A 22,384-nucleotide genomic window follows, 5' to 3' on the forward strand; every position below is an offset into this window, starting at 1 on the left:
AATACAATCGGGAATTGAAACAAGCCTTGCACGTGATGTGCAAGGCTTGCATCTCAGCTAAAATCAATCTCCTTGGCGCCGGATCGCAGATGCTGAACATGGACGAGGTACCGCTTCATCATGCAATGATCCCGACTGAAGTCTCCGCTTTCACTGATAAAGAAAGAAAAGATTGAGTAGCAATACACGACATCTTCGCAACATCCGCTCGGTCCATTTTGATGGCAATCATATGGCCTTTTGAGTAAATATAAGGATCTAAAAAGACGATTCATTTTGGTAATCCTCTCTTAATGGTTAGTTATTCATTTGCTATTAAAATGATGTGTAGTAAAATTAAGGTATTAAAGGTTTCTATTCCTATCTATTTAGTCGAACTTACGTTTAAAGGAGGATTTTTATGGCTAAAATCGGTTTGGTCGGCGGTTTAGGGCCCGAATCGACAGTTGATTATTATCAATCTATTATTAATGGCTACCAAGAAAAACATGGAAACAACAAAGTTTTACCACATCTTGTCATCAACAGCATCAATATGTATAAAGTGTTTGCGTTTATCGATGAACACAACACTCAAGGTTTAATTGATTATCTTACTAAGGCAGTTAATGAATTAGAAGCGGCCGGCGCCGAACTTGCTGCCATTTCGGCAAATACTCCACATATAGTGTTTGAACAAGTTAACCAACAAACCCGGCTTCCTATGATCAGTATTGTTGAGGAAACGGTTCAGGCTGTCCGTCAATATCATCTAAACAGTGTAGGACTAATTGGCACATGCTTCACGATGGAAAACGATTTTTTCAAAAAACCTTTCCGAAATGCAGGTATAAATGTAATTGTTCCCACCGAAAACGAACAAGCACTAATCCATGAAAAAACAGTTGAAGAATTGGAAAACGGGATTGTAAATGAGGACACTAAAGAAGTTTCCCTAAATATTATCAATCGGATGGAAAACGAGGACCGTATAGAAGGTCTAATTTTAGGATGCACGGAGCACCCTATGCTTATTAAACCGGCAGATACCTCCCTGCCGCAATTCAACACAACAGCTATCCATGTCTCTACTCTCGTCGAACGATTAGATTAAGTTTAAAGTGTGTAGATTGGAGGTATTAGTTTGAGGGAATATATCGGTGAATGTAAAATCTGTGGAAAAGAAATTTATTGTGAAAATGGATTTTTTAATGGGGTATTACTCTCAGACCATGACTATCTTTGCTTTAAGTGTGATGAAAGGGAACAACATAAACCACAAGAAGGCTGCTAACATATTTGTCAGTAAGCTCTCTGATAATTTATGTGTGTAATATGTGAAAAGCTCGTGAACATCAGTAATTTCTGTTGCGAACGAGCTTTTGTGTTAAAGGTTAACTTTCTATTTAGCTTTTAATTTGTAATGGGTTCGTGCATTTTGATAAATTTGCTGCAGTAGACTAAAAAACACACAAATCCAAGCTGTGATTGCGATATAAACCATAAAATGGGGTATTATCATTAATTTACCGAAGTCTAATGCCTTTGATAATTGCAGTGTACTTGTTGTGTACATCGCAAGCGGAAAAACCATCCCCCAAAGCTGAGGGTCATATGAAAGTGGATAACGATTGATCAGATGTCTCCAAATCATAAGAATAAATAATAATGGAATCCACCATGTCCCAGTAATCCAAAAAAACAAAGTAAAGCCTTTTAAAAAAGGAGTAATCTCACTTAACAAGGACCAACTTTTTGCGTGAAGAATTAAGGTGGAGCCTGCTAATGTTGTGATTGCAACCGCACCCATATTAATCCAATATGGTGGTGTTAATGCTGAGAATTCAAGTTTTAAAAAAGTAAAGCGATAAAAAATTAACGTAATAATATTTAAATAAAGCATACACCCGAGAAAATACATACATAATGTAAAAAATAAAACAGCAACTTTTACATTGTCTACATATGGGGTAAGAAGCGTACCTAGGATGGAAATAGACTGTGTTGCAACAGCAGCTATTAGCCATGCACCATTAATTCCCTCTGAGACAGAAGGTTTATTTTTTCTAATCGTAACAGCTGTGAAGAAGGTGTACATGATAAGTAACCACAATAGGATTGCAAGTACCCACAAATAGACAGCAATTGAATATTGTTCAGTAACGACAATAATCTGACTACCGAACACACATGTTCCGGCAACATACGTAAAGAAACCGGGTCCTCGAGTATGACTAGTGATATCTACTAGCATTCTTGGAAAAAAGAAATAAATACGCAGGAGAGTAAGCACCCATAAAGCAATGTAAGCAACTATATTCACGTATAACAAAAGCTTTGCAAAGATTGTCATACCAAGAAGGTAAGATCCGATAGACAAGGCACCAGTCGCCATAACTAGTGCAAAATATCCTGGAAATAAATCTTTTAAATGAATTTTTATATACCGTAACACAGGCTCACTCCTAATTCACTATTTCACTAACCTTAACTTAGTTTTATGTTGTTTTTCTCGACTAATAAAAAGAAATGTAGATCCAAACTTCCTGCAGGCGGCTTATTAATTGTAAAGGCGATAACAAATTCTATCAAAGCGCAGATCAGTAACGATACCCCCATCATTAAGACACTATATTCAAGCTTTTTTAAAACAAAATCCTCCAAATAATTATTCCATTCTTGATGATTAATATAAAAATTATAACAAATATACAAACGAACAACTGTTAGTTATATCATTAACATACATGTCTAATAACAAATTTAGCATTAAAACATTTGAAAGAAAAACAATCTCCCGGGTTTCAAAGGATAAAGATAGTTAAGGGTGATAGTGTAATTGGATGATATTTACAACAACTAATCTTCGATAATTCTTATTCGTAACAAACCAAAGTCATTTACTGTGTATTCAGCTTGACATGTTTGCCTAACTGCAGAGCCTGTAAATGAATGAATACATCTAAGCGATCGTCTTTTTCTCTGTCTTCCTCACCGCCCCAGCAAGAGTAAACTTCAATATCTTCGTCCTCGGCAATATTTAAATTGGTATAGTTGAATAACGCCCTAATGTCATTTCCGGGCTGATGCAAACAGCCGTTGCCTCATATACAAATAGTTTGCTGCATATTGTTCTGGCCATTTCGTACCCTTGATCAATCTCGTCGATATCAATCAAACCTTCTTCTGTTTGATCCCGAAAACTCCCCAGCGGAAGCTCCTTACCGTGTCTTCTCTCTTCCTTCCTGTATAAAAAAGAACCCTGTTAAAGGGTTCTTCAAATCGATCATATTCCGGCTTAGCAGCTGTTTCCGTCAAGATCGCACCGCAAGCCGTCAACAGACTTTTGTTTGCTTTCCTTTTCAATCACCTGTTCAAACACCTCTTGAGATGCAGCTCCGGCGATCCGCTCATTGCCGATGATAAAAGTCGGGACGGCTGTAATTCCGGCTTCTTCATAGGCATGCCTTAGCGCCTGCCGCTGTACGTCTTGATACTTTCTTTCAGCCAAAGCGTCATGAAATGCCTGTTCATCCAGTCCCGCTTCTTTAGCGAGTGTTGTTAACACATCGATATCGCCGATATTTTGGTCTTCTTGGAAAAACGCTTTGTAGACCCGGTCATTGTACGCTTTTTCTTTGCCATGCTCTTTCGCAAAGTGGCAGCCTTCATGGGCCAAATCTGTATAAGGATGCGGGGAGACATTCGGGAGCTTCATATCGACGCCCCACGCCTCAATTCTCGGCTTAATGGCGCCGTCCCACATCGCCAATTTTGACGGATCGTTTAAAGGATCAAGCTGCTCCGTTGGACGCGGCCTCAGCTCGAACGGCAGCCACTCGACTTCAACATCCTTCCCTTCGGTCGCTTTCTCAAACTGGTCTTTTCCCAGAAAACAAAACGGGCAGACGTAATCTGAATAGACTTTAATGTTCAAGGTCATGTTTTTTGTTCCTTTCTCATTTGTAACTACACAAGTTACATTATGTAATAATAATAGTTACACCTCTTTCATCTGTCAACCTTAAAGTTAAATAAAAAAACGGCAGGCTTGGAAACCTTTTGCCGCCTATCTCGTAGTATGATTCGTTACAGAAAGGAGGCAAGCAAATGAAAACAGAGAACAAACCAACCAGCATAAAACCGTTCTTCTCATTGATTCTCTCATCCAACGTCCCTAAACTCGCATTAGCAATCGGCTTAAGCACAAGCCTGATTACGACATTGGTGGGGCTGTCCATCCCGCTTTTAACGAGGGAAATGGTTGACGGCTTTTCCGCCCAATCGATCAACATCGCCTTAGCGGGAATCCTCGCGCTCGTTTTTATCATTCAAGCGATTTGCGACGGGTTTTCCACCTATTTTCTTGCCTATGCCGGGCAAAAAGTCGTCGCTTCCTTGCGTGAGCGGATGTGGTTTAAATTGCTGCGACTCCCCGTTCGGTACTTTGACGAAAAGACGAGCGGCGAAACCGTCAGCCGCGTTGTCAATGATACCGGCATCGTGGAAGACTTAATATCCGACCATTTTCCGCAATTCATTTCAGGGATGATCACGATTATCGGAGCCGTTGTCATTTTGCTGATCATGGACTGGAAAATGACGCTCCTCATGCTGATTGCCGTTCCGATTACAACCGTGATTATGATCCCGCTTGGTATGAAGATGCACAACATCTCGAAAACGATGCAGGATGAAACCGCCGCCTTTACGGGGAATGTCCAGCAGACATTAAGCGAAATCAGACTGATGAAAGCATCCAACGCGGAGGAGACAGAAAAAATGAAAGGGTTATCAGGGATTTCAAAGCTGTTTGAATACGGCTTGAAAGAAGCCCGTATTTTTGCGCTCGTCTCTCCGTTCATGCACCTTGTGATCATGATTGTCATCGTTGCTATCATCGGCTATGGCGGCATCCGCGTCGCCGACGGAACGATGTCGGCAGGCTCGCTTATCGCGTTTTTGCTTTATCTCTTTCAAATCATTTTTCCGATTACATCATTTACAATGTTTTTTACTCAGCTGCAAAAAGCAAAAGGCGCCACAGAACGGATTGTCGACATTCTCAATACGGAAGAAGAGGCAGGACAGAAAGGGATCGAACGCGATATTGCGAATCAGCCGATACGCGTTGAACATGTTTCTTTCTCCTACAGCCATGATGAACCCGTCCTGCGCAATATCTCCTTTGATGTCGAACCCGGGCAAATGATCGCCTTTGTCGGTCCGAGCGGCGGCGGGAAAACAACGATGTTCGGCCTGCTCGAACGCTTTTATGAACCGGATTCAGGCGTGATTAAAATCGGAGACACACCCATTCACGAACTGTCGATGAAATCGTGGCGCAGCCAAATCGGCTACGTCTCCCAAGACAGCCCGATGATGGCGGGGACAATCCGTGAGAACCTTTGCTACGGATTGGACAACGCCGGCGAAATTGACGATCAGAAGCTATGGGAAGTCGCAGAAATGGCCTTTGCCGCTGAATTCATCAAACAGTTTCCAAACCAGCTGGATACAGAAGTCGGTGAACGCGGCGTCAAGCTCTCAGGCGGACAGAGACAGCGCATCGCTATCGCCCGCGCCTTCCTGCGCGATCCGAAAATTTTAATGATGGACGAAGCGACAGCCAGCCTTGACAGCCAGTCCGAAGGCATTGTCCAGCAGGCCCTCACCCGCCTCATGAAAGGACGCACAACCTTCGTCATCGCTCACCGCCTCTCGACGATTGTAAACGCGGATCAAATTTTGTTTATCGAAAAAGGCGAGATTACCGGGATGGGACGGCATCATGAGCTGGTTGCTTCGCATGCGCTGTATCGGGAGTTTGCGGAGCGGCAGTTGACGTAGGTTTTCCTCGAATATAAAGGAGTTTCAATTGATAAATGCGGGACTCCTTTATGATTTTTTGATTAATCCTTCGAAAGAACAGGTATCTCCACCAATACCTCTCCGTTGTTGTTAGCATTATTATCAAGCTTCATTCTTCCATTATGCTGCTTGATGACCTTTTCGGTAAACGTTAATCCCAATCCATAATGGCTGTTATTCGTCCGTCCAAAGTTTTCGGTGTAAAAAAGTTCAGTACCTTTTTTTAGAGCTTCTTCCGAAAAACCGGGTCCTTGATCGATGATAACAAATTGAATATGGTCTTTATCCTGCTTGACGATCATTTGCACTTTTTTAGGCGGCGGTGTTCTTTCTATTCCGTTTAATACAATATTATTGATTGCTCGAATAAGCAGGATGACGTCTATATAAAGGCTAGCCTCTTTATGTGTCCAATCTTCGACAATGATATTATTGCCCAAGCTTTTAACTTCGGCTTTTAGCTTGCATAAGAAATCGGTTACCGATACTTCTTCCATATTCGTATTGGCTTGTTTGTTGTCCAGGTTGATATCGATCACTTCCTGAATGTATCGTTCAATCTGCTGTATAGAATTCATAATGTCGCTAAAATTTTCCTTCTCGTCCTCATCTCCCATTGCTTCCAAAAGTTCTATATTCCCTTTTATCACAGTCAGCGGAATTTTTATATCGTGGATTAAATAACTGATCTGTTCTGCCTTTGAATTGGTAATCTCAATTTCCTTCTGAATGGATTTAACAAGCGCTTTTGATAAACTCTCCATTGCGCCCATTACATCTTTGTACTCATTAAACCGAACTCGCGGAAATTCGATATTTAAGTCTCTTTCTTTTATTTTACGGGCTACTTGGATAAGCTTTTGGTTTTCTTGGACAATCATTCGAGAAAAACTTCTGATATGCCAAACTAAATAAACACAATAAATTAAGATTGAAAAAACGGATAGCCATACGCCAGGGTTCGGAAATACCCTTCTTAATTCAATATTGGCGAATTGAATTTTTAAACTATAATGAATCAAAATCGTTTCATAGCGACTGTCATACCTTATAAAGGAGCTCATGTTATCCTGACTAGGATGCTGATAAGCTTCTCTTGCTTTTACTTTATTTCTTGAGCTCATATTACTCTTTACGATTTTGTTTGTTTGCTTATTGAAAACGGCGTAATCCAGTTCTGGAGGAATGATGCTGGGATCAATATAATCGGCGCTTTCAACTTTACTCTGTATGTTTTCCGCTTTTTTTATCGGTTCGTTCGCCGGGAGAAAAAGTTGATGATTGAGTCCCCAAGTTACGAACCCGATATTCAGAGCCAACATTAACAAACCTGCAAAACCTAATTTTATGATCCATTTAACAAAATAAGCCGATAACGTATTCCTTATTCCCATATGTACCCCACACCCCAGACCGTACTGATGGGGGCTAAATTGAACTGGGCAATTTTTTTCCTTATGACTCTGATATGTTCAACAACCGTTGAAATTTGAGAATCGCTTTCTATTGAATAGACAGACTCATAGATATCTTCTTTGGAAAAGATTTTCCCTTTGTGTAATGCAAGTAGTTCACAAATTTTGTATTGAGTTTTAGTAAAGCTTACTTCCTCCCCTTTGATCATTACTTTTTTCGCTTCTAAATCAATCAGAATGTCACCATCGATAAATACACTTTTAACCCCCTTTTTCGGTCTTGCCTCCCGCCTTAAATGGGCCTCAATACGGGCATTCACTTCATGAATGCTGAATGGCTTTACAATATAATCATCTCCGCCAATGGATAAACCTTTAATTATTGAAGATTCATCACTTTTGGCAGTCATAAAGATGATCGGTATATCAATTAAAGACCTCATCTTCTCACAAATTTTAAATCCATCTTCATCCGGCATCATGACATCTAATAAAATGAGGTGATATTGATTCAATTCCTCTATCGTCATATCTTTTATACTTTGCAAAGTTGTAACCTCATGTTTTTTTAAGCTCAGCATTTTCCTGATCAGTCTTAGAATTGCAGCATCATCATCAATCGCCAAGATTTTGGCCATATTTGAACCACCCTTTAATCGTTTGTTTTCCTACCTGACCACCTATTTATCCAAACGATACTTAGTAGAATTATGCCTGTTGTCATAAGTAAAAAAGAATAACCTCCCATTAGAATTGTGGGATTACCCACCGGTTTTACATCTTTGATTTTCAAATACTCCGTTACATATTCTCCGAATCGGTTTGCCCACGCCCAAGGCAGGAGCCACCAGATTTTATCTCCTATTGTGGTCAAGCAAAGAGCGGTGATTATCACTCCTCCAAACCCGGATATACTGCACATCCCTATCCCATAATTATAACCAACGACTTGATAGAAGAAATATTGAAAGATGGAAGCTCCTGCAAAAATCATACCTGTTACATAGTAGAGAGAAAGGTCAACCTCATCGACGCCGGCCAGTTGTTTCAGAGCCAGGGTATAGATTGATATTGTTAAAAACAGTGCAGCAGTATAAAAGAATATCATCATTGTTGTTTGACTGATGAATGAAACGGTCCTGCTCTGAATCAATCCAAGTATATTTTGAAAATGGCCTGCCTCATTTTCAGAATCGGCCACCAGCCCGCAAATAATCGAAATGATGACCGGTGTACCGACTCCAATTAATTCGAAAAAAATGAGATAGCTTGCTTCCGCACCTACGGGTACATTCCTGAATAAGAAGTACATCACCAAAGCACCAGATAAAACGAGCGGAATGCTTAAGTGGGATAATAAAAATATACTTCGCTTTCTTTTTTTACATTCGCCCAGCAAACATCTGTAAAATTGCAGCATTAGTTCACCTCAAGTTTATTAAACGACTTAACCGTAATCAAAGTAAGGATAGTAAAAAGTGTAATGCTTAAAACTAGAGCGGTTGGAATTACTGAATAGCTCAGAAGTTCGTCATTTTGCGGCAAAGGGATTCCGTTTGAGTGCAGTTTCGTTAACGGCATTTGCACTCTTAAATGCCAGCTGTATGGAACAAACCACCAATATTCCGTAGGGGCAAAAACTGAACCTAGATTTAAATGAAGCATGCTATTTAACAGTAAGGTGATAAAAAGATTCGTTTTTCTAGAAAGCCACAAGCAAAACGGGATCTGCCATAGTGAAGTGATAAACATCAGGATCACCGCTAAAATACAAGAGGCAAGTGAAACCAAGTATGGACTTGTCTTAACCAGCAAACTCGTTAGGATGATAAAAATGATTAACAGAAGAGACCCTAGCCCCATTAATCCAGTTGTCAATAAAACTCTGCTCATTTCCTTTTTTTGAAGATCTATGGGTAAGCCAATAATCGTTTTAAAATTCGTCGATTTTTTTTCGAGATGATTTAAAAGCCCAGTGGAAAGGGCTGCAAACACGGATAGCCATAATATTCCCCAATGATTAATGATCGTTTCTGCACTCAGCCTTACGATCTCCGGACCGCCTAGAAAATTAAAACCTAGTGCAAGAATGGAACATATTAGGGGTATCACCAACAACATTTTTCTAATCATTGTTCTTTTTGTTTTTATGATTTCTGATTTTAAATATAAATACATTCGGCAACCTCCTATCGGGCTCTATGCTTTCGCACAACATCTGTAAATAGATTTTCTAAGTTATCATATGAATGATATTTACCTTCATAACCGAGTATTCCATTGCTGATAATGCCGACATCATCAGCTAAATGTTCAACTTCCGATAACAAGTGGCTGGATAAAAGAACGGTCATTCCCTGCTTCGGAAATGAAGCGATCAATTCTCTTAATTCTTGAATCCCAATAGGATCCAATCCATTAGTAGGCTCATCTAAAATTAATAACTTGGGACGATTCAAAATGGCAAGGGCAATGCCAAGTCGTTGTTTCATTCCCATAGAAAAATTCATCACTTTTTTACTTCCCGTATTTGTTAACCCAACAATTTGAAGAACCTCCTGAATTCGCTCTTTTGGCAGGCCGAGAATCGTATTTATCACCTCAAGATTTTCTATAGCAGTTAAATTCCCATAAAGCGGAGCATGTTCAATTAAAGAACCGATATAAAGCAAATCTTTCCTTGTCCACTGATTTCCATTGAAAATTACCTCTCCTGATGTTTGTTTGAGCAAACCGGATATTATTTTTAGCGTCGTTGACTTACCTGCCCCATTTGGCCCCAGCAGGCCGTAAACAGTGTTCTTTCTTACATTCATTGATACACCGTTTAAAACAATCGACTTTTTGTATTTCTTGGTTAAGTGCCTCGTTTGCAAAATAAACTCATGATTCATCTTCAAATAACTCCTTTTCGCCTTTATAAAAAGAGTTTAGCAATTAAAAATCAAGACTCTTCCAACATTAAAAAAATGGTTAAACCAATTGTTCAACCATCTGTCTGAGTTGTTCTATTCGTCAGAAAAAAGCCGACTCTATGTTTCTGTTTTCCACACAATCAATTAAAATAAAATGTAATTCAAACCATACCGCTTCATTAATCCAAAAGCTTTTATTTTAAATTGTTAAAGGAGGTCATAAACATGAACTTTCAGCTTGATGAAGCAATCGAAATCCTCGAACGCACGCCGGAAACGCTGAGTCAGTTGCTGACTAGATTATCGCGTGAGTGGATCAGCAGTGATGAAGGCGAGGGTACCTGGAACGCCTTTGATGTCGTGGGACATTTAATCGAAGGTGAAAAAAACAATTGGATTCCGCGGATCGAGATGATCCTGACAAAAGGAGAAACGGAAACATTTCCGCCCTTCGACCGCGTCGGGCAGATGCAGCAAAACGCCGGGAAGACCATTGAGCAATTACTTGGCGAGTTTGCGGCGCTCCGCCGGGAGAACCTGAAGACATTACGGCAACTCGTTGATTCAGAAACCGACTTCGAACAAACGGGAGTGCACCCCGAATTTGGAATCGTCAAGCTTAGAGAACAGCTCTCGACATGGGTGGCCCACGACCTCACTCACATCTCGCAAATCGCAAGGGTGCTGGCAAAGCGGTATCAGGACGATGTCGGACCTTGGAAGGCTTATTTGCGGATTTTGGCGGACTAACAAAAACATCCGCTCGCGTCTGTAACGAGCGGATGTCAGATTTTTCGATTTGTCGGGCTGCAAGAAGCAAATGAATATGACAATGAAACCATTGAATCTTCAAGGCAAGGTATTATTGATTGATTTCTTTTAAATGTGGCGCTTTCTGTTTAAAATGGGACGTCATCAAAGCAGCGACAATCGCGATCATAACCCCCAATGCACCAATCCAGGTGATCGAAGCCAATGATACGTTCTCTACAAAAATCCCCCCTGCTCCTGCACCTACAGCCATGGCAAATTGCATCATCGACTGATTGATGCCAAGCAATACACCTGATAATTCCGGTTCGATTGTAGCCAGATGATATTGCTGTGTCGGGCCGGTAGACCATGCGGCAAACGACCATAGAATGAGAATCACCAACACACCGATATAGGAATGGGTGACAAGCGACAGCAAAATCAGTGTGATGACATGTAATGTCATCCCGCCGACGAGTGTAAAGGGCACTCCCCACTTATCTGTGCTGTATCCTCCAAACTTCGATCCAACCAAGCTGGCGATGCCAAAAATCAGCAGAACGCCGCTCAGCAAATGGCTGCTTATCCCTGAAACGGTCAGGAGATATGGTGATAAATAAGTATAAGCAACGGAATATCCCCCGAGCCAGAAAAAAGTGATCGATAACCCCATCGCAACTTTTCGCTTCTTCAAAAGGGAAAGCTGTTGACGTATAGGTACGGGCTTATCTCCTTCCGTATGCGGAATCATAAAGGAAATAATGATCATTGCGATGAATCCCAATAGAGCAATTCCGCCAAATACAGATTTCCAGCCCAACGTCTCCGCTGTCATTCTTCCGAGTGGAACACCAATGATGAGGGAAGCGGTAAATCCCATGACGACAGTAGCAATCGCACTGCCCTGCTTACCTTCAGGCGCGATCTTGGCGGCAATCGTCAATGCGGTTACAACAACCATACCTGCCCCCATCGCCATTATGACCCGTGCTGCAATAAACCATCCATAACCAGGCAGGACAAAGGCGAGGATATTTCCAACCACAAATAAACCGAGTGCATAAATCATGATTTTCCGTCTATCCATGCTTGCGGTCAGCGCCATGAGAATCGGTGTAAAAATAGCATATACAAGTGAAAAGATCGTAATCAGCTGGCCCGCAGCAGCTAATGTGATCCCAAGTGTATGAGCAATCTGATCCAAAATACCGGAAATGATGTACTCTGAGGTTCCTACCAGGAAGCTCACAATGGCTAAAATATAAATTTTCCAGGTGTTAGACATCAATGTTCACTCCTTCATCATTATGAATCAACATATCGCGAAATATCGATATTTAGATTTAAAAAATAAACACATCGCAATATGTCGATATGTAGGGCGTAAAAATAAACACCTTGAGATGTTTATTTTTATCATCATATCTCTGTTTTCAGAAAGTCAGCAAGTTTTTCAATGGCCTCTTCGTCTCTTTTGTAGTACGTATACTTTCCGATTCGTTCCGCCTTAATCAGGCCGGCTCTTAAAAGGATGGTAAGATATTGGGAAGCCGTTGATTGCGTCATTTTCAATTTGTCAGTGATTTGGCTGACACAGACCCCGATTGTGTTCATATCAATCCCTTCATGGGGTGTAAAATGACGATCAGGCTCCTTCAGCCATTGCAAAATCTGCAGTCTTGATTCATTTGATAACGCCTTGAAAATTTCAATTGGTTCCATAGGAATCATTATATCGTAATATCCCGATATGTCAATATGTGTTTACACCAAAACATCCCTTTCCCATGATGACCAATTCTATTCGGGCCATTAGCCTGCCCAAAACGGTGTTGTCCGCAGTTTAAATCCCCGTCAGCACGATCCCCGCCTATTCCTGCTCGATAAACAGATACTTCTCTGGACTTCCCAAAACAGAAAACAGCCCCGCGAATATCTTCCACCCCCGGATCGGACTTCCGCATCTAAACTTCAGCACTTCTCCTTCATCTAAAGTAAACCTTAATATTTGGCTTGTGCACCAATCAATTTTCACTTGGATAGTATGTTCGCCAGGCGGTAAATCCATTCGCACACTCTCTCCATCCTTGATTTTTCCTGCCTCAACCCCATCAATCAGCACAGAAAATCCTCTCCATTTATTCATGTACTGTGATGTCCTGCTCATTTCAATATATGTTTCTTGATTCACGATTACACATCCTCAGGAATTTTAAAATCTATTATAAGAGCATCAATAGGACCGGCTCCCTATCTACGAGCTTTTTAACCCCTTTTAAGATTACCAAAAAAAGGCCGCGTGATCTATTGGTTTCTAACGAGACTGAACCCGACAGCCTATGATATAACCTATCAGTGAAAATAATAGAATGAAAAAATATGATCGCTTGATCGTTAAAACACATTTCTATGCTCTTTTTCAGCTCTCCATCATCAGGTAGAGTCAGAAGCTTCCCTCCGGAAATGAGCTTCTCGTTTTCACCTAAGGAAAAGCCATTCAGACATAAGCAAGCCGTTCCGCGGCATTGTCTCAACTGCGTTTATGAAGGCAGCATGATGGAAAGCGATCTTGCTTTACATCCTTTCCTTAAGATTACATAATGATCTATTGTAGGACATTTTTTCAAAGGAGAGTGTATGTGATGCGAAGTGAAACCGGAAAAACGTGTGTTCCGACTGGCGTTGACCTCAAGGACACGGGCTTTGGATATACGTTATCCTTAATAAGCGGCAAATATAAAATGATCATTATTTATTGGCTGTCTGAAAACAAGGTGATGCGGCATAATGAGCTGAAGCGAAGCATCGGTACCATTTCCTTTAAAACGCTCAGCATCATGTTAAGGGAGCTGGAGGCAGACGGCCTTATCATACGAAGAGAATTCCCTCAAATACCTCCAAAGGTTGAGTATTCATTATCTGAACGCGGTCTTTCTCTTGTTCCTTTGTTGAATATGATGTGCGAGTGGGGAGAGAAAAACAAATAGCCGGCTCTTTAGGGCCTCTTTTTTATGCTCCCATTACAGGCTGTCAATAAAATTCAAATAATCTTGTGCGCTTTTTTCCAATTCGCTTGCGCCAGGTGCATGTTCTTCTTCTTCGTTTCCGCCGGGATTGCTTTCTTTGCCGTAAAACGCAAAGAACGAGCGATAATCGGCATTGCAATACAGAAATGTCGTTTCAAACGGAACTAATATTTGCTCGAGCGTATATCGGTATCTTCCGGTTTCACGATAATCTTCTTTTTTGATTCCGGCAGTTACACCTAAAGCCACTTTGCGAGTCTTTAATTGATTCCCGCCATTTGAACCGTAAGCCCATCCATAAACCAAAACATCATCAAGCCATTTTTTAAGAAGAGGCGGACAATTAAACCAATGGATAGGGAACTGAAGCACAAGGTTACCATGGGATTCAACCAATGTTTGCTCTGCTTTTACATCTATGTTTCCATCAGGATAAACCGTGGACAATTCGTGGACAGTATACTTTTCCGGATACTTTTGGAGTTCTTTTACCCAACGCCTATTAACGACTGATGTTTCGATCCTTGGGTGTGTAACGATAACAAGAGTTTTCAAAGACTTGCCCTCCTAAAAGGATATTTTCATTCTGAGTATAAAGGGCACACGGAAAATATGTAAGTATGCACTTTTACTACAGGTACTTACATAGAGGTAAGCATCAAGCGGTTCCAGCTATCGTTTATCTTTTATATCAAGGTGAAATCAGCGCTATTTCGTTACATAAGGTCCAACACATTGCAAAGCTCAATCAGCTGATGCACGCCGCGTAATTGCTCGCGGTTACGCTTATTGATGCTGGAAAGCGCCTTTTCCAAGACTTTTTTCACTTGTTCAAGACTCTGGTTTTCAATAGCCTCCACAAATTCTTCCATGTGTTTGAGAAAATAGACGGTCTTTCTCAGTGTGCTTATGAGGAGGATCTTTCGTATGTGCAGAGGCGTGAACAGCCGATAACCATTCTCCGGATCACGTTTTGGAGTCAATAACCCTTCCTTTTCCCAATGGCGGATCGCTGATGCGTTCACCTTCGTAAAGTCTGCGGCTTCACCAATTGTCATCATTTGTTTTATATTTGTTTCGTCAGTCGGCAACTCCAAGTTCTCTATTAACGCCAAGGTCTGATCTGCAGAGTTTTTTTCTTGTTGCAGGTTGGCTTGTTCTTTGTTGACAAGCCAAAACGCTTTGTCCATCTCAGCGTTTTGTATGGATCGCAGTACTTCACAGGTGACCCCCACCCCAAAGCCGGCAAACATGGTACGCAGACACCGAAAGTAAGCGAAGTGCACCTTAGTATAGAGGCGATAGCCGTTGACATCCCGAGCGGGTTTGGGAACCACTCCCCAGGATTCGTAGTGCCGCAACGCGCTTGTGCTGATGTTGAGTTCTCTGGCAATCTCAATCGGTTTGTAGTAACGCATCTCTTCTTCTTCCTTTCATCATCACAAGTGTAAATTTCACGATACCCCATACACAAACCTTAGAGAAAAACATTAAAGTACATTGATAAAGTTTTTTATATTGATATGAAGAAAATCAAGGGTATGCTGACTTAACCTTCGCACTTGCATAAATGTTATACAATGAAACTAGATACGAAATGGAGGAGATTTCATTGGAAAGTGATCATATTGCTTCAACACCGCATTGGAATGCAAAGCCCGGCGAAATCATTACTTTTGGCACTTATCCGCAGACTGCTGACGGCACAGACAGATCGCCGATCAAGTGGCGGGTGCTGAAACATTCAGGTAAAGAGCTGTTCATTGTGAGCGAGTACATTTTGGATTGCAAGCGGTATCACGGCAAGTCCGTAAATATGACGTGGCGTGATTGCGTAGATATAACCTGGCGTGACTGTGATTTGCGCAAGTGGCTGAACGATGAATTCTATCACACCGCATTCAATACCGCCGAAAAAGAATTGATAAAAACGACTTATTGCACGGACAACGGAGAGAGCAGCCAGGATACAGAGGACAAGATTTTTTTGCTTAGCGTTAGCGAGATAAAGAATTTATCTGATATACTCGGCAACGATTTTCGGCGCGCCGTTGGAACGGACTTTGCCAAAACGAAAAAACCCGATGGATGCAACTTATATGTGTACGATAAAACGAATAAAAATGACTATATCATCAGAAACGGCGAAGAATTCGGCTGTTCCTGGTGGTGGCTGCGAACTCAAGGAAACAAGCCTTCGCGCGCGTTTTTTATCGGGACAAATTTCAGCATTCGCAGCTATGGAAACAACAGTATAGCTGGTTATGGTGTTCGTCCCGCTTTAAACATCAATCTTCAATGATAAGTTCCACAGGCTTCGTGGGAAGACCCCATTTCGCCGTGATAAACATAACACAGTATAGCTGAGAAATTGGACTTTTTACATCCTGATGAAAGAGTTCTAAGTGAGTTCCTTCAAACGAATCCCTCGTTTCTGTGGATTTACCGACTTCTCAACTCTATTCATTATAGCAGGTTGTCCTTTCCCTTCTTCTCCATCACACGTATTGTCTAGCATGTAGTCTCCAGAAAATAAAAAATATCTACCCATGCTTTCATGGGTAGATATTTTGCGAAGTGAACGCCTATTCCACCGTCACACTCTTCGCCAAGTTTCTTGGCTTATCAACGTCACAGCCGCGGTGCAGTGCTGCGTAGTATGCGATCAGCTGCAGCGGGATGACGGAGACGAGCGGTGCGAGCTCCGGATGCACTTCAGGCAGGACGAAGCGGTCGTCTGCTTCTTCCAGACCTTTCAGGGAGATCACGCAAGGGTTGGCGCCGCGGGCGGTCACTTCTTTGACGTTTCCGCGGATGCTTAAGTTGACGTGTGCCTGTGTCGCAAGAGCGATGACCGGTGTGCCTTCTTCGATCAAAGCGATCGTGCCGTGCTTCAGTTCGCCGCCGGCGAAGCCTTCAGCTTGAATGTAGGAAATCTCTTTCAGCTTCAGGGAGCCTTCAAGGCAGACGAAGTAGTCGAGTCCCCGGCCGATAAAGAAGGCATTGCGAGTAACGGTCAAGTATTCACGCGCGATCATTTCCATTTCATCCTTTTGGTCGCAAAGGGCTTCCATCGCGTTTCCGATGATGCCGAGCTCTTTAACAAGGTCAAAGCCGAGTTCATTGCCGCGGCTTTCCGCAGTGACGGCCGCCAGGATGGCCAAAACGGCGATTTGCGCTGTGTACGCCTTCGTTGATGCAACCGCGATTTCCGGTCCGGCATTCAGCAGAAGCGTGTAGTCCGCTTCACGGGAAAGCGTTGATCCCGGTACATTTGTCAGCGTCAGCGCTTTGTGGCCGAGCTCTTTTACCTGTACGAGAACGGCGCGGCTGTCAGCCGTTTCTCCGCTTTGAGAGATAAAGATAAACAGCGGGTTCTCAGAAAGCAATGGCATGTTGTAAGAGAATTCGCTTGCGACATGAACTTCAGTCGGAACTTTTGCCCATGTTTCAATGAATTGCTTACCGACAAGACCGGCATGGTAGCTCGTTCCGCAGGCGATAATATAAACGCGGTCAGCGTCAGCCACGGCTGCGGCGATATCTCCCGGAATGGAGAGCTTGCCGTTTTCATCCTGGTATGTTTGAATGATTTTCCGCATGACGAGCGGCTGTTCATCGATTTCTTTTAACATGTAGTGAGGGTATGTGCCCTTCTCGATATCGCTGGCATCAAGCTCTGCAATATAAGAGGCACGGGACATGATTTCACCGTCAAGGTTTTTAATCATGACCTTTTTGTCAGTGACAATCACCATTTCTTTATCCATAAGCTCCACATATTCATTTGTCACTTGAAGCATTGCCATCGCATCAGACGCGACAACATTGAAATTGTCTCCAAGGCCGACAAGAAGCGGGCTTTTATTTTTCGCAACATAGATGGTTTCTTTGTTTTCATGATCGAATAATGCAATCGCATAAGAGCCTTTGAGCAGCATGAGCGTTTGGCGGAACGCTTCTTCAGTGTCAAGACCTTTGTTGACGAATTGTTCGATCACTTGCACAACAACCTCTGTATCCGTATCACTTTTAAGGGTTACACCTTGCAGATATTCGCGTGTCAGCTGAACATAGTTCTCGATGACACCGTTATGCACAAGTGTAAAACGGCCTGATGCGCTTTGATGCGGGTGAGCGTTTAAGCGGCTTGGCTCTCCGTGGGTTGCCCAGCGTGTATGTCCGATTCCCGCCTGGGATACCACGTTTTCATCAACGGCTGCGCGCAGATCGGCAATGCGGCCTTTCTCTTTGAATACGTGCACGCCGTCTTCGTTCGCTACAGCGATTCCGGCTGAATCGTAGCCGCGATACTCCAATTTTTCCAAGCCTTTTAATAAAATTTCCTTTGCATCAAGCTGGCCAATATAACCTACAATACCACACATATGTTTCTTCCTCCTAAAGTCGCAGGCAGGAGACGAAGAAAGTCTGCTTTTAAGGCGGGGACATTTCTCCGTCCCCTCCTACATGTTTTTATTTGTTGGAAGATCATGCGATTTCCCTTTGTTCAAAGAGTCGCCTCTTTGGTTTGAGGAAATCCTTGCGGCTGTGATCTTTGAGGTCAGCCGGGAGGCATCCGCCGAATACTTCGATAACCTCCATCCTCGTCAACTAAGCTTTGTCATCCGTACGCTTAGTCCGGGCGCTATAACTATCAAAAATTCTCTCTACCCTGCCTTTCCTTTTAAATAAAACAAGACAAGCTGATTTTACTACACGCATAATTGAACCGTCAAACAATTTTTAAAATGGTTCACATTTTTTTCAAGATTGCACCGGTTCCCTTTATCGTATGCCGAATCAGCTTGTCTTGTTCATTCGTCTTTTGCGGAAAATTACTCCGCTCCCATTTCCGCCTTCACGACATCGACAATGCGGCCTACATATTGCTCGCAAAGCTCCTTCGTTCTGGCTTCGGCCATCACGCGGACAAGCGGCTCCGTTCCTGACGGACGCACGAGGATGCGGCCGTCGCCGTTCATTTCCTGCTCCACCTGTTCGATGACGGCTTTAACTTTTTCGTTCTCTGTCACTTTATATTTATCCGTCACTTTGACATTGATCAAAAGCTGCGGAAACTTCTGCATTTCCACCGCAAGCTCTGATAACGGCTTGCCCGTCATCTTGATCGTGTTCATCAGCATGATCGCTGAGAGCAAACCGTCTCCAGTTGTGTTGTAATCAAGGAAAATCAGATGTCCGGACTGTTCACCGCCGAGCGTAAACCCGTCTTTTTTCATCGCTTCCACTACATAGCGGTCGCCGACAGCGGTTTGAACGCTTTTAATGCCTTCCGCTTCAAGCGCCTTGTAAAAGCCGAGGTTGCTCATAACGGTTGAAACCACGGTATTGTCTGCTAAACGGCCTTCATTCTTCAAATACTTCGCACATATGTACATGATTTGATCGCCGTCGACAATATGTCCTTTTTCATCCACAGCGATCAAACGGTCGCCGTCTCCGTCAAACGCCATGCCGACGTCCGCTCCCTTTTCTTTCACAAATGCCGCCAGAGCTTCTGGGTGTGTCGATCCTACCCCGTCATTGATATTTAATCCGTTCGGAGACGTCCCCATCGTTGAGACATCTGCGTCAAGATCGGCAAATAAATGGGTTGCAAGCGACGATGTCGCCCCGTGTGCGCAGTCGAGCGCGATATGAATGCCTGTAAAGTCCTCATCGGCAGTCTGCTTAAGAAATTGCAGATATTTCTGTCCGCCTTCAAAATAGTCGTTAACCATTCCGAGATCAGCGCCGACCGGTCTTGGGAGAGTATCTTCCGGCTGATCCATCAGACGCTCGATTTCAAGCTCCTGTTCATCGGACAGCTTGAAGCCGTCGCCGCCGAAAAACTTGATACCGTTGTCTTGGACAGGGTTGTGGGAAGCCGAGATCATCACTCCCGCTTCAGCATCCATGGCTTTTGTCAAATATGCGACACCGGGCGTCGAAATGACGCCAAGGCGCATGACCTCCGCTCCTATCGAGAGGAGACCGGCGACAAGGGCCCCTTCCAGCATATGTCCGGAAATACGTGTGTCACGGCCGATCAGCACTTTGGGACGTTCTTTATCTTTTGTTAGGACATATCCGCCAAAACGTCCGACTTTAAAGGCCAGCTCGGGTGTAAGTTCACTGTTTGCCACACCTCTCACACCGTCTGTTCCAAAATACTTGCCCATTAATATCGCTCCTTTTTGATTCATGAAGGTTGTGAATCTGTTTCAGAATGATCCTGTTCTTTTTCATCCTGACCTTTGTCATTTTCTTTTTGAGATGTTTTAGAAGAAATTCTCACTTTAATGCTCTTCTGCGGCAGCGACCACGCTACATTCTGCGGTCCGTTCACTTCAAGCTTGACATCGTGCTCACCGTCATCGAGATCAGCCACATTGATATACAGCTCTATGTCTGACGGCTGCAGATTTTCAATCGAGGCCTCAGACCCCTTTGCCGTAATATCAAGCTTACCCGTCTTTGGGTCGAGAAACTCGAGGTTGCGGCTGTCATTCAGCCCAACGGCCTTGATTGAAACGTTTTTCAGTTCTTTGTCCTCTTCCTTGTCTACTTTCACTTTAATCTTGACTTTTTCGGGCGACACTTTTTTAGCGCCGTCAGGCACCGGAACATCAGCTTCCAATTCAGTGTCATCTTTAATTTTACTTAAATCAAGCTCAGGGCCGTCGACAAATTCTAACGAATCGAGAACATTTTCCGGTCCGTAGACCGTTACTTCACCAGGGCTTGTATCCACACTGGATATGCTGATGCCGTCCGGAAGGCTCCCTTTCCGATCAAGTTTGATCGGGACCTTTTTGCTGGGGCTTGTAACCGGAACGGTGATGTTGACGACGGAAGGATCAACCTCCACCGGAAGAACATTGCCGTCCCGGTCATAGACCGTCAGCTTGGCCTCCCTTTCAACCGATTGATCGATGCCTTCCAAATTAATCGTCGCTTTTATGCTTGCTATTCTGTCGATCACGGCTTTGGAGCCTGTGACACTGACGTTTTTCGGATTGACAATCGGCTGTTCCGGCGTGTAGCCGTCTTTCATTTTGTTTTTATTGTAAAAGTCGACTTCAACCGGAAACTCTTTCGACGTTTTTTCTTCGATCGTCACAGTCGTTACCGATGGATTGATGGAGATGCTTAGCCCGTCGGCAACGTTTCTGGCTTTCAGTTCAACTTTGTGTCTTCCTGTCTTCAAGTCCTGCATGTCTGCGTAGACCTCAAAATCCTTAACCTGTCTTACTTTCTTTACAGTTCCAGTCGGCCCTTTGATCGTGACATTCACGGTTTGCGGTACGCCTGTAACAACGTAGTTTTCATCATCATAATACGCCTTTACAGGTATATCGGTGAGCGTTGCTTCATCTGTCGTCGTTGTCGGGAAAAACGATTCACCTGGTTTCTTCGGGGTCGGAGCTTGCGCACTGTGGACCGCAAAGTAAAGCAGGAACGCGAACAATAACGCGACAACCTTGACGGCCCAAGGATTGTTTAAAAACTTATCCATTTTTCTTCGCCCTCCAATACCAGCGATTTGAGGAAGCTTCCCGCGAATTTTTCTTGAACTCCGCCTCAAGCATGTTCGTCAAAGCTTCTTCCGATAAATCACGATGAAGGTCCCCGTTTCTGGCAACGCTGATTCCGCCGGTTTCTTCGGATACGATGATCGTCAAGCTGTCGGTCACTTCACTGATCCCTACCGCCGCCCTGTGCCTCGTGCCGAGCTCTTTAGAAATAAAAGGGCTTTCCGACAGCGGAAGGTAGCAGGCGGCTGCGGCCACCTCGTCATTTTTCATAATCACAGCGCCGTCGTGAAGCGGTGTATTCGGAATAAAGATGTTGATCAATAGTTCAGAGCTGACCTTTGCATTCAAAGGAATCCCCGTTTCTATGTAATCGCCCATTCCGGTTTCCCGTTCAATGGTTAACAGAGCACCGATGCGCCGTTTCGCCATATATTTGATCGCCTTTGTAATCGCATCGATCGTTTTCTGCTGCTGCTCTTCTTCAGGGGTTCCGCTCCGGGAAAAAAACCGTCCCCGTCCAAGCTGTTCCAGCGCTCTCCTTAATTCAGGCTGGAATATGATGATAATTGCCAAAAACCCCCATGTTATCGCCTGGTCAACCAACCACTGCAGGGTGCTTAAGCCTAAATATTGACTGGCCAGCCGGACGAGAACAATGACTACGATTCCCTTCAAAAGCTGAACCGCCTTCGTCCCGCGGATGACCATCATTAATTTATATATTACGTACCAAACAAGGAGAATATCAACGGCATCGCCGAGGTACTGCAAGAAAGGGATATCCTCAAAAGCCATTTCCTCGTCCTCCAAGAATTCAGTCATTAGTAAAGTTAATATGTTACAAAATCGTATGATATTTATACAGAGGCTATTATAGCACAATT

Annotated in this window: 22 protein-coding genes; 5 read left to right on the forward strand and 17 right to left on the reverse strand. The window is 43.2% G+C overall.

All coding sequences use genetic code 11. The annotated features are described in order from the left end of the window. The first annotated feature begins 400 nt into the window (after window positions 1-400). Window positions 401-1,093, forward strand: coding sequence for an aspartate/glutamate racemase family protein (locus M654_RS22815; RefSeq protein WP_026585637.1), 693 nt, complete (start codon window positions 401-403; stop codon window positions 1,091-1,093). Window positions 1,094-1,381: 288 nt separating this feature from the next. On the opposite strand, the gene M654_RS22820 is transcribed toward M654_RS22815, so the two are convergent. The 3 genes from M654_RS22820 to M654_RS22830 form a co-directional block, all read right to left on the reverse strand. Continuing rightward, window positions 1,382-2,434, reverse strand: a complete 1,053-nt coding sequence (locus M654_RS22820; protein WP_026585636.1) for a tellurite resistance/C4-dicarboxylate transporter family protein — start codon at window positions 2,432-2,434, stop codon at window positions 1,382-1,384. A gap of 445 nt (window positions 2,435-2,879) precedes the next feature. Beyond that, the gene (locus M654_RS24070; RefSeq protein ID WP_236251177.1) at window positions 2,880-3,071 is read right to left on the reverse strand and encodes a hypothetical protein; all 192 of its coding nucleotides are present in this window, start codon (window positions 3,069-3,071) and stop codon (window positions 2,880-2,882) included. A gap of 206 nt (window positions 3,072-3,277) precedes the next feature. Then, on the reverse strand, window positions 3,278-3,922 hold the full coding sequence (locus M654_RS22830) for a DsbA family oxidoreductase (RefSeq protein WP_026585635.1): 645 nt from the start codon (window positions 3,920-3,922) through the stop codon (window positions 3,278-3,280). 167 nt (window positions 3,923-4,089) lie between these two features. Between M654_RS22830 and M654_RS22835 the strand changes: the two genes are divergently transcribed. After that, window positions 4,090-5,829, forward strand: coding sequence for an ABC transporter ATP-binding protein (locus M654_RS22835; protein ID WP_026585634.1), 1,740 nt, complete (start codon window positions 4,090-4,092; stop codon window positions 5,827-5,829). A 62-nt stretch (window positions 5,830-5,891) separates the two neighbouring features. Here the strand turns inward: M654_RS22835 and M654_RS22840 are convergent, their stop codons facing one another. The 5 genes from M654_RS22840 to M654_RS22860 are packed head-to-tail and all read right to left on the reverse strand — an operon-like array spanning window position 5,892 to window position 10,159. Then, complete coding sequence (locus M654_RS22840) at window positions 5,892-7,244, reverse strand: sensor histidine kinase (RefSeq protein ID WP_026585633.1); 1,353 nt, start codon at window positions 7,242-7,244, stop codon at window positions 5,892-5,894. After that, a complete protein-coding gene (locus tag M654_RS22845; protein ID WP_026585632.1) occupies window positions 7,235-7,903 on the reverse strand; it encodes a response regulator transcription factor in 669 nt (222 codons plus the stop codon). The genes M654_RS22840 and M654_RS22845 overlap by 10 nt, the downstream gene beginning before the upstream one ends. A gap of 14 nt (window positions 7,904-7,917) precedes the next feature. Further along, the gene (locus tag M654_RS22850) at window positions 7,918-8,685 is read right to left on the reverse strand and encodes a lantibiotic immunity ABC transporter MutG family permease subunit (protein ID WP_026585631.1); all 768 of its coding nucleotides are present in this window, start codon (window positions 8,683-8,685) and stop codon (window positions 7,918-7,920) included. Continuing rightward, entirely contained in the window at window positions 8,685-9,443 is a 759-nt protein-coding gene (locus tag M654_RS22855; protein WP_026585630.1) for a lantibiotic immunity ABC transporter MutE/EpiE family permease subunit, read from the reverse strand. The genes M654_RS22850 and M654_RS22855 overlap by 1 nt, the downstream gene beginning before the upstream one ends. Window positions 9,444-9,454: 11 nt before the next feature. After that, window positions 9,455-10,159, reverse strand: coding sequence for a lantibiotic protection ABC transporter ATP-binding protein (locus tag M654_RS22860; RefSeq protein WP_026585629.1), 705 nt, complete (start codon window positions 10,157-10,159; stop codon window positions 9,455-9,457). A gap of 246 nt (window positions 10,160-10,405) precedes the next feature. Here M654_RS22860 and M654_RS22865 point away from each other — a divergent pair, with 246 nt between their 5' ends. Beyond that, window positions 10,406-10,930: a DinB family protein gene (locus M654_RS22865; RefSeq protein ID WP_026585628.1), complete on the forward strand. Its 525-nt coding sequence runs from the start codon at window positions 10,406-10,408 to the stop codon at window positions 10,928-10,930. 112 nt (window positions 10,931-11,042) lie between these two features. Here the strand turns inward: M654_RS22865 and M654_RS22870 are convergent, their stop codons facing one another. From M654_RS22870 to M654_RS22880, 3 genes are all read right to left on the reverse strand, one after another. Beyond that, window positions 11,043-12,218 (reverse strand): MFS transporter, encoded by a 1,176-nt coding sequence (locus M654_RS22870; protein ID WP_026585627.1) that lies wholly within the window; start codon window positions 12,216-12,218, stop codon window positions 11,043-11,045. A gap of 134 nt (window positions 12,219-12,352) precedes the next feature. Beyond that, window positions 12,353-12,655, reverse strand: coding sequence for an ArsR/SmtB family transcription factor (locus M654_RS22875; RefSeq protein WP_026585626.1), 303 nt, complete (start codon window positions 12,653-12,655; stop codon window positions 12,353-12,355). Window positions 12,656-12,803: 148 nt separating this feature from the next. Further along, on the reverse strand, window positions 12,804-13,124 hold the full coding sequence (locus M654_RS22880) for a hypothetical protein (protein ID WP_026585625.1): 321 nt from the start codon (window positions 13,122-13,124) through the stop codon (window positions 12,804-12,806). A gap of 451 nt (window positions 13,125-13,575) precedes the next feature. On the opposite strand from M654_RS22880, the gene M654_RS22885 reads away from it, so the two are divergent. After that, entirely contained in the window at window positions 13,576-13,920 is a 345-nt protein-coding gene (locus M654_RS22885) for a winged helix-turn-helix transcriptional regulator (RefSeq protein ID WP_026585624.1), read from the forward strand. A 33-nt stretch (window positions 13,921-13,953) separates the two neighbouring features. Here M654_RS22885 and M654_RS22890 read toward each other — a convergent pair whose 3' ends face one another. Beyond that, a complete protein-coding gene (locus tag M654_RS22890) occupies window positions 13,954-14,514 on the reverse strand; it encodes an NAD(P)H-dependent oxidoreductase (protein WP_026585623.1) in 561 nt (186 codons plus the stop codon). A 161-nt stretch (window positions 14,515-14,675) separates the two neighbouring features. Next, a complete protein-coding gene (locus M654_RS22895) occupies window positions 14,676-15,377 on the reverse strand; it encodes a TioE family transcriptional regulator (RefSeq protein ID WP_026585622.1) in 702 nt (233 codons plus the stop codon). Window positions 15,378-15,571: 194 nt separating this feature from the next. On the opposite strand from M654_RS22895, the gene M654_RS22900 reads away from it, so the two are divergent. Next, entirely contained in the window at window positions 15,572-16,261 is a 690-nt protein-coding gene (locus M654_RS22900; RefSeq protein ID WP_026585621.1) for a DUF6273 domain-containing protein, read from the forward strand. Window positions 16,262-16,544: 283 nt separating this feature from the next. Here the strand turns inward: M654_RS22900 and glmS are convergent, their stop codons facing one another. From glmS to cdaA, 4 genes are all read right to left on the reverse strand, one after another. Beyond that, complete coding sequence (gene glmS, locus M654_RS22905; RefSeq protein WP_026585620.1) at window positions 16,545-18,347, reverse strand: glutamine--fructose-6-phosphate transaminase (isomerizing); 1,803 nt, start codon at window positions 18,345-18,347, stop codon at window positions 16,545-16,547. Between the two features lie 450 nt (window positions 18,348-18,797). Then, on the reverse strand, window positions 18,798-20,144 hold the full coding sequence (glmM, locus tag M654_RS22910) for a phosphoglucosamine mutase (protein ID WP_026585618.1): 1,347 nt from the start codon (window positions 20,142-20,144) through the stop codon (window positions 18,798-18,800). A gap of 20 nt (window positions 20,145-20,164) precedes the next feature. After that, the gene (locus M654_RS22915) at window positions 20,165-21,481 is read right to left on the reverse strand and encodes a CdaR family protein (RefSeq protein ID WP_026585617.1); all 1,317 of its coding nucleotides are present in this window, start codon (window positions 21,479-21,481) and stop codon (window positions 20,165-20,167) included. After that, on the reverse strand, window positions 21,474-22,295 hold the full coding sequence (cdaA, locus tag M654_RS22920; RefSeq protein WP_026585616.1) for a diadenylate cyclase CdaA: 822 nt from the start codon (window positions 22,293-22,295) through the stop codon (window positions 21,474-21,476). Before cdaA ends, M654_RS22915 begins: the two co-directional genes overlap by 8 nt. Window positions 22,296-22,384: the final 89 nt, after the last annotated feature.

The organism is Bacillus sp. NSP9.1 (assembly GCF_000465465.2).
In the GTDB taxonomy this organism is placed as follows: domain Bacteria; phylum Bacillota; class Bacilli; order Bacillales; family Bacillaceae; genus Bacillus; species Bacillus sonorensis_A.